We start from the raw sequence: 8,353 nt of genomic DNA on the forward strand, positions 1-8,353 counted from the left end.
AACAAGCATTTTGCCGCTCTGGTTATATCTAAGCGACAAGTAAATCCGAAAAAGGAAACAATATGAACTCGATGAGCTTTCTGATCTCGACCGTTTTTGATCTTTACATCATGGTTGTGATCTTGCGTATCTGGCTACAAGCATCACGTGCAGATTTCTACAACCCATTCTCACAATTCATCGTAAAAGCGACACAACCGGTTGTTGCCCCACTACGCCGAGTTATTCCATCAATCGGCAGCCTTGATCTAGCGACCGTTGTTTTCGCTTATGTGCTGTGTGTACTTAAGTTCGTTGCTCTAAACCTGATTATCTCTGGCGGCGCTGCCGTTTTCGATATTAGCTTCCTTATCTTTGGTGCACTGTCTCTGCTCAAAGCGGCTGGTGGTTTGATCTTCTGGGTTCTACTTATCCGTGCAATCCTAAGCTGGGTAAGCCAAGGTCGTAGTCCAATCGAGTACGTATTCCATCAACTGACTGAACCAATGCTAGTGCCTATCCGCCGTATCCTTCCGGACATGGGTGGTTTCGACCTAAGCGTACTGGTTCTGTTCATTGTTCTGCAATTTGCGAACTTCCTAATGGGCGACATGATTGGCCCTATTTGGTATCAGCTATAATTCAAGTACAAACATCAGGTACTTTGACGATGCCAAAAGCGGTTTGGGCCGAGGAAGACGATATTCTTCTTAGGCTCTATATCCAACCCAAAGCAAGCCGAGACAAAATTGTCGGCTTGCACGGTCAGGAACTGAAAATTGCCATTACTGCACCACCGGTTGATGGCAAAGCCAATGCCCATTTAGCGAAATACCTTGCGAAACAGTTTAAGGTCGCAAAAGGGCAAATTAAGATAGAAAAGGGAGATCTCGGTAGGCACAAGCAAGTTCGAATATGCTCGCCAAGCCAAATCCCAACTGAAGTCAAAGCCATCCTATGATGGCTTTTTGCTATTTATTGGAGTCATTATGCGTTTATGGATAACAGCACTACTCACCGCTCTTGTTGCCTTACCAAGCTCAGCAGGGCAATTTAAGAACATTAAGGATGTCGAGGTTCATTACTCGGCTTTTAATTCCACGTTCTTAACTTCGCAAGTCGCTAAGCAATACAAACTTAAGCGAAATGGATACTCAGCAATCCTCAACATCAGCGTGTTAGACAAGGCTTCTCTAGGCAAGCCTGCGACAACGGCTAAAATTACGGGAACAGCGAAGAACCTCGTTGGAAACACCCGTACTTTGAAGTTTCGAGAAATCAAAGAAGGCGATGCGATTTATTACCTTGCTGAGTTCCCCGTAACTCACGAAGAAAACATCACCTTCGACATCGATGTGAACGCAGGCCTAAAAGGCACTGGTCCACTGCGTTTCACACAGAAATTCTATATAGAAGAGTAAGCTCAAACCTTACTTTTCATTTATTAACTTATTTAGAGCTACATTCCCATGAGTAAGATTGTTTTAGCAACAGGCAACCAAGGTAAAGTTCGCGAGATGGCAGATATTCTGTCTGAGTTTGGTTTTGACGTTGTCGCGCAAAGTGAATTTAACGTTTCAGAAGTCGCTGAAACAGGAACGACTTTCATTGAAAATGCCATCATCAAAGCTCGCCACGCAGCGAAAGAAACAGGGCTGCCAGCCATTGCTGACGACTCAGGTTTAGAGGTTGATTACTTAAATGGTGCGCCAGGTATCTATTCAGCGCGTTACTCAGGTGAAGGGGCAACCGATAAGCAGAACATCAAAAAACTATTAGATGCGATGCAAGGTGTCGAAACTGAAAAGCGTACTGCGCGTTTCCACTGTGTGTTGGTGCTAATGCGTCACGAGAATGATCCAACACCTCTAGTGTGTCACGGTAAATGGGAAGGTCGTATTCTTACTGAAGAACACGGTGAGAATGGCTTTGGCTACGATCCTGTGTTCTTTGTACCAGAAGATAACTGCGCCTCAGCAGAGCTTGAATCTTCGCGTAAGAAGCAACTATCACACCGTGGTAAAGCGCTTGCGTCACTATTCAAGACTCTCAAGGAGCAAGCTCTGTAATGCACAATGCAGCGCTAATACCACCCGCACTTAGCCTCTATGTACACATCCCATGGTGTGTACAAAAGTGTCCGTATTGTGATTTTAACTCTCACGCTCTGAAAGCCGAGATCCCTGAAAAAGAGTACATCGATGCACTGCTTGAAGATCTCGATACTGATATCGAAAAATATCAGCTCAATGGTATGCCTCGCCCACTGCATTCGATCTTTATTGGTGGCGGTACCCCAAGCCTGTTTTCTCCTGAAGGAATTGGCCGATTGTTACAAGGCATTGAACAGCGCATCCCGTTCAAACCTGAAATAGAAATCACCATGGAAGCCAACCCGGGAACTATCGAAGCTGAGCGTTTTGCAGGTTACCAAAAGGCAGGCATTACTCGAATCTCGGTGGGTGTGCAAAGTTTTGAGCAAGAGAAACTGGAAAGACTTGGGCGTATTCATGGTCAAGATGAAGCGGTAAATGCTGCTCATTTAGCGCATAAGATTGGATTGAATAGTTTCAATTTAGACTTAATGCACGGCTTACCCGAACAGAGTATTGAACAAGCGTTGGCTGATTTGGATAAAGCGATAGAACTCGACCCTCCGCACTTATCTTGGTATCAGCTAACAATAGAACCTAACACCATGTTCTATTACAAAACACCAACGCTGCCTGATGATGATGACCTTTGGGATATCTTCGACCTAGGCCATAAGAAGCTCGCAGACGCAGGGTATGTGCAGTACGAAATTTCAGGCTACAGCAAGCCGGGATATCAGTGCCAACATAACCTCAACTACTGGCGCTTTGGTGACTATCTAGGTATTGGCTGTGGCTCTCATGGCAAGCTGAGCTTTACAGATGGACGCATTGTTCGTACCACTAAGGTTAAGCACCCTAGAGGCTATCTAGCTGCGTACCAAAACATGGTAAAACCTTATCTATCAGATGAATTTGAAGTGCCGAATGAAGACCGCCCTTTTGAATTTTTCATGAACCGCTTTAGGTTAATGGAAGCATGTCCAAAGCAGGATTTCATTGATACGACAGGGCTTGGTTTTGACTCGATTCAAAAAACGATTGAATGGGCAAAAGAGCTAGGCTACTTGAAGGAAACCGACACTCACTGGCAGATCACTGAAAAAGGAAAGCTGTTTCTCAATGATCTGTTAGAAGCCTTTATGGCAGAAGAAGACGAGTAGTTCGAGATTCGAGATTCGAGATTCGAGATTCGAGAAGCATTGCGTAAGGGTTGGCTTTAGGGTCAACCCTTTTTGTTTTATAGCCCTCTCTCGGAGCGAAGCGTTCTATAGGACAACGTCCGTGCTCGAATCTTTCTCTTAGAAAATAGAACGACCAATTCGCTCTGAAAGCAACTCTAGAGCCTTAGTACCTGCGAGCGAGTTGCCAGAAGGATCAAGCTCTGGAGACCACACCGCAATCGTCATTTCGCCAGGAACGATAGCAATAATACCGCCACCAACGCCCGATTTTCCTGGCATACCAACACGGTAGGCAAACTCACCAGCCCCATCGTACAAGCCACACGTCGCAAGCAAAGCATTCAACTGCTTGGTTTGAACTGGCGTGATGATCTCTTTCTTGGTTTGAACCGACACGCCTTTGTTTGCTAAATAGCTAAAGGTTTTTGCCAAATCCACACACGTCATTTTAAGCGCACAAGCGTGGAAGTAGTTATTCAGAACTGGGATAACATCATTCTCAAAATTACCAAATGAACGCATCAAATAAGCAATGGCAGCATTACGATCGCTGTGCATCATTTCTGAAGCCGCTACCACCTTGTCATACACAATATGAGTATCACCCGATAACTGACGCACAAACTCTAACAAGCGGTGCCTAGGCGCAGACAAGCGGCTTTGTAGTAGGTCTGCAACGACAATTGCCCCCGCATTGATGAACGGGTTGCGGGGAATACCATACTCCATCTCAAGCTGAATCATCGAGTTAAAGGCTTGACCAGAAGGCTCTTTGCCTACTCTTTGCCAAATCTCTTCAGGCTTATATAGCACCATAGCTAGCGTCAGGCTCAAGGCTTTAGAAATAGATTGCACAGAAAATGCTTCTTCAGCATCGCCTGCTTTAATCACCTCACCTTCATTGGTGTATACCGCGATCGCCAGTTTCTGGTTCGATACGCGAGCCAGTGCAGGGATATAATCAGCGACCTTTCCCTGTCCAATTAAAGGACGAACTTCGTCTAAGATCTCGGCCAAAATAGCTTGAGTTGGTTTCATGTGCGCTTACTTCTATATTGTTATTTTTGTAGGGGTGTAACATATACCAATCGTAGTAAATAACTGCTCACTCTAGCTTGTTAAAATGCTCGATAACTGCGTTAGAATTTTTGATTGTAGAGTAACTACTTATCGAAAAATGCTGCCTTGTTCTCAAGCCTTTTTCCTACGCTATTTCTGATCACTTACTTACTGTGATTGGTATTACTTTCTGTCGTTAAGCCTTTACTGAAATAAAAGCCTAAGGACAAAAAAGCCAACATTACAATAATGTTGGCTTTAATCAATCCCATAAAGTGTAGGGGTTAAACCCTAAGTCGGATTACCCTTCACTTAATTTGATTCGAAGTTACTTAGTACGCTTGAACTTAATGTCCCAAACACCATGACCTAAACGGTGGCCACGCGCTTCAAACTTAGTTAGCGGGCGCTCATCCGGACGAGGGATGTAATCACCATCTTCAGCGATGTTTTCGAAGCCTGGAGCTACGTTCATCACTTCAATCATATGTTCTGCGTAGTTTTCCCAGTCTGTTGCCATGTGGAAAACACCAGTATCAAGTTGAAGCTTGCCGCGAACCATCTCTGCAAACTCAGCCTTAACGATACGACGTTTATGGTGACGAGCTTTGTGCCATGGGTCAGGGAAGAACAGTTGCAGAGTATGCAGGCTGCTATCTGGGATCATGTGTTCAAATACTTCTACAGCATCGTGACACATTACACGCAGGTTAGTTACGCCAGCATCGCGAGCTGTACCTAAACACGCACCAACACCCGGGCTATGAACTTCAATACCTAAGAAGTTTTTCTCAGGTGCGTTCTTTGCCATTTCAACCAGTGATGCACCCATACCGAAGCCAATCTCTAGTACAACCGGGTTATCGTTGCCAAATACTTCTTTCCAGTTAAGAAGCTCTGGGTTGTAGTCGATACCCATTGTTGGCCAACATTCATTCATCGCGTTCTCTTGGCCTTTTGTTAAGCGGCCTTCGCGGCGAACAAAGCTACGGATCTTACGAACCAGTTTGCCGTCTTCAGTATATTCGTTAGTGGTCACTTCACTCATTGATTTTTGCCTGCACATTGATTAATCAAAGCGGGGATTATCCAAAGAATTGCCTCCGGTGCAAGTCTTTCCGTGGATAAATTCCCACACAATTTGTCTGTTTTACATCCAACGTTAAGTGTGGTGCAATTTCGCTTCTAATAATAGCAAAGCATAGAGCATGTCGTGACTCCTTTCGCAACCGCCATATTAAAGTGGTATGACGCCTACGGGCGTAAAGAATTGCCTTGGCAACAAAACAAAACCGCCTACACCGTTTGGCTATCTGAAATCATGCTTCAGCAGACTCAGGTTGCTACGGTGATTCCATACTACCAACGCTTCTTAGAACGCTTTCCAACGGTTATCGACCTAGCGAACGCCGAACAAGATGAGGTACTCCACTTATGGACAGGGCTTGGTTATTACGCACGAGCTCGCAATCTACATAAAGCAGCCAAGATCGTTGCTGAGCAATATGGTGGTGAATTTCCGCTGTCTATCGAAGAGATGAACGCGCTACCGGGGATTGGTCGCTCAACAGCAGCAGCCGTCTTATCATCGGTTCATAAACTTCCTCATGCGATTCTTGATGGCAATGTAAAACGAACGCTTGCGAGAAGTTTTGCCGTTGAAGGTTGGCCGGGGCAAAAGAAAGTCGAAAACCAGCTTTGGGAACACGCCGAAGCACATACTCCGAACAAAGATGTCGATAAGTACAACCAAGCAATGATGGACATGGGTGCCATGGTTTGTACCCGTAGCAAGCCTAAGTGCACCTTGTGCCCGATTGAAAGCATGTGTGAGGCCAAGAAGCTCGATAGACAGCTCGACTTCCCTGGCAAAAAGCCTAAGAAAGAAAAGCCAGTAAAAGACACATGGTTTGTGATTCTGTATCACGACAACCAAGTGTGGCTCGAACAGCGCCCTCAATCTGGTATCTGGGGAGGGCTATTCTGTTTCCCTCAAAATGAAAATGCAGAGTTCGAACATCAGTTAGATCTTCGCTCGATCAAAGATGCTGAAACCGAGTCAATCAAGACCATGATTGCGTTTAGGCACACTTTCAGCCACTACCACTTAGATATCACGCCAGTATTAGTGAAATTAGATAAACAACCAGATTTGATAATGGAAGGGACTAAAGGTCTCTGGTATAACTTATCAAAACCGGAAGAAATTGGCCTAGCTGCTCCTGTAAAGCAACTTATTGAGAGCCTACCCTTTGAACTGAACGACGCCGTTTGAATCAACGAACGCCATAAGAGGAACCACTATGAGCCGCACTGTATTTTGTGCTCGCCTTCAAAAAGATGCTGAAGGCCTAGATTTTCAACTTTACCCAGGTGACTTAGGTAAACGTATCTTTGACAACGTGTCTAAAGAAGCTTGGGGACAATGGCAAAGCAAGCAAACAATGCTGATCAATGAAAAGAAGCTAAACATGATGGATCCTGAACATCGTAAACTTCTTGAAACTGAGATGGTTAACTTCCTTTTCGAAGGTAAAGATGTCGTAATTGATGGCTATACTCCACCAAGCGAATAAGACATTTATTTAAGCAATTTTTAATGACATCATGGTTAACGCTGCGATGTCATTTTTGTATGAGGAACTATGAAAAAGCTAAGTTACTTCCTAACAGCCATGTTATTGACTGGCTGCAGCCGTGAATTTGTCGAAAGCATTTATGATGTTAATTATGAGCCGACCAACCGATTTGTAAGCAATTTGGCAGAGCTACCCGGTCAGTTTGAAAAAGACACCGGAGCACTAGACTCTTTGATTAATAGCTTTTCTGGCAATATCCAAAAGCGCTGGGGTAGCAGTGAAATCAAGATGGCAGGTAAGAGTAACTATGTGAAATACATAGATAATTACTTAAGTCGTTCAGAAGTGAATTTTAGCCAAGGCCTGATAACGGTGGAAACGGTTTCCTCTACCGAACCGAAAAAACACCTCAAAAATGCGATCATGACGACCCTTTTGACGCCAGATGATCCGGCGCATGTCGATCTATTCTCTTCTAAAAGCATCAAGCTAGAAGGCAAACCTTTCCTCTATAATCAGGTCGTAGACCAAGAAAAAAAGCCCATTCAATGGACTTGGCGAGCGAACCAGTTTGCGGATTACCTGATCGCGAATAACCTAAAAACCAAAGAAGTCGACTTTAAAAAAGCCTACTACGTTGAAATCCCAATGGTGGCCGACCACGCTAGCCAGCGTAGTTATCAATATGCCGACATCGTTCGACGAGCGTCTCAGCGTTATGACATCCCTGAAGATTTAATCTACGCTATCATCAAGACAGAGAGTAGCTTCAACCCGTACGCCGTAAGCTGGGCTAATGCTTATGGTCTTATGCAGGTGGTACCTAAAACCGCTGGTCGAGATGTATTTGAACACGTCAAAAAGAAACCTGGTGAACCAAGCCCTGAGTACTTATTCAATCCAGAAAACAACATTGATGCTGGCACCGCATACTTTTACATCCTTAAAAATCGTTATTTGAAAGACGTAAAAAACCCATTAACGCTTGAATACAGTATGATTTCAGCCTATAACGGCGGTACTGGTGGCGTACTCAATACCTTCAGTAAGGACAGAAAGCGAGCAATGCAAGACTTAAACTCGCTGCAACCGAGCCAAGCCTACTGGGCGCTTACCAAGAAGCATCCAAATAAAGAGTCGCGCCGATACCTCGAAAAAGTAACGCAATTCAAAAAAGAATTTAACCAAGGTAAAACATAACCCTCACTTTTGAATAAAAAAACAACGAACGAACGGTTTTTTTAGTTATTTTCAAAAAAGGAGTTGACGGTTATGCAGAAAATCCGTTTAATAGCGCTCCGTTGCCCGGATAGCTCAGTCGGTAGAGCAGAGGATTGAAAATCCTCGTGTCGGTGGTTCGATTCCGCCTCCGGGCACCACAATTTGATTTGTTGGTGTCAACACTCTTTAACAGGGAGTAACAACACGGACAAAAGCATAAAGAATTTAGTGTGCCGAC

The 8,353-nt window shown here is 44.5% G+C and carries 10 protein-coding genes and 1 tRNA gene; 9 read left to right on the plus strand and 2 right to left on the minus strand.

The genetic code is table 11. From position 1 onward, the window contains the following. Positions 1-62: 62 nt before the first annotated feature. From AB4486_RS05610 to hemW, 5 genes are read left to right on the plus strand one after another with little or no spacing between them, the layout of a single operon-like run. The gene (locus AB4486_RS05610; RefSeq protein ID WP_017067798.1) at positions 63-620 is read left to right on the plus strand and encodes a YggT family protein; all 558 of its coding nucleotides are present in this window, start codon (positions 63-65) and stop codon (positions 618-620) included. A gap of 29 nt (positions 621-649) precedes the next feature. Then, the gene (gene yggU, locus AB4486_RS05615) at positions 650-940 is read left to right on the plus strand and encodes a DUF167 family protein YggU (RefSeq protein WP_017067797.1); all 291 of its coding nucleotides are present in this window, start codon (positions 650-652) and stop codon (positions 938-940) included. Between the two features lie 28 nt (positions 941-968). Continuing rightward, complete coding sequence (locus tag AB4486_RS05620; protein WP_017062246.1) at positions 969-1,400, plus strand: DUF4426 domain-containing protein; 432 nt, start codon at positions 969-971, stop codon at positions 1,398-1,400. A gap of 48 nt (positions 1,401-1,448) precedes the next feature. After that, entirely contained in the window at positions 1,449-2,048 is a 600-nt protein-coding gene (locus AB4486_RS05625) for an XTP/dITP diphosphatase (RefSeq protein WP_017062247.1), read from the plus strand. Beyond that, positions 2,048-3,235 (plus strand): radical SAM family heme chaperone HemW, encoded by a 1,188-nt coding sequence (gene hemW / locus AB4486_RS05630; protein WP_017067796.1) that lies wholly within the window; start codon positions 2,048-2,050, stop codon positions 3,233-3,235. The genes AB4486_RS05625 and hemW overlap by 1 nt, the downstream gene beginning before the upstream one ends. 138 nt (positions 3,236-3,373) lie before the next feature. Here the strand turns inward: hemW and glsB are convergent, their stop codons facing one another. Both glsB and trmB read right to left on the minus strand, forming a co-directional pair. Further along, on the minus strand, positions 3,374-4,294 hold the full coding sequence (glsB, locus tag AB4486_RS05635) for a glutaminase B (protein WP_017062249.1): 921 nt from the start codon (positions 4,292-4,294) through the stop codon (positions 3,374-3,376). A gap of 349 nt (positions 4,295-4,643) precedes the next feature. Further along, positions 4,644-5,363 (minus strand): tRNA (guanosine(46)-N7)-methyltransferase TrmB, encoded by a 720-nt coding sequence (trmB, locus tag AB4486_RS05640; protein ID WP_017062250.1) that lies wholly within the window; start codon positions 5,361-5,363, stop codon positions 4,644-4,646. A gap of 165 nt (positions 5,364-5,528) precedes the next feature. Between trmB and mutY the strand changes: the two genes are divergently transcribed. From mutY to AB4486_RS05660, 4 genes are all read left to right on the plus strand, one after another. Then, positions 5,529-6,590 carry an A/G-specific adenine glycosylase gene (gene mutY / locus AB4486_RS05645; RefSeq protein ID WP_372116645.1) on the plus strand — a complete coding sequence of 354 codons (1,062 nt, stop codon included), beginning with the start codon at positions 5,529-5,531 and terminating at the stop codon, positions 6,588-6,590. A gap of 28 nt (positions 6,591-6,618) precedes the next feature. Then, a complete protein-coding gene (locus AB4486_RS05650) occupies positions 6,619-6,891 on the plus strand; it encodes an oxidative damage protection protein (RefSeq protein WP_010435637.1) in 273 nt (90 codons plus the stop codon). Between the two features lie 69 nt (positions 6,892-6,960). Continuing rightward, positions 6,961-8,094 (plus strand): membrane-bound lytic murein transglycosylase MltC, encoded by a 1,134-nt coding sequence (mltC, locus tag AB4486_RS05655; protein WP_372103749.1) that lies wholly within the window; start codon positions 6,961-6,963, stop codon positions 8,092-8,094. Positions 8,095-8,197: 103 nt separating this feature from the next. Beyond that, positions 8,198-8,273, plus strand: a tRNA-Phe gene (locus tag AB4486_RS05660). Positions 8,274-8,353 lie beyond the last annotated feature (80 nt).

Source organism: Vibrio sp. 10N.222.55.C6, from assembly GCF_041473395.1.
Lineage (GTDB): Bacteria > Pseudomonadota > Gammaproteobacteria > Enterobacterales > Vibrionaceae > Vibrio > Vibrio crassostreae_C.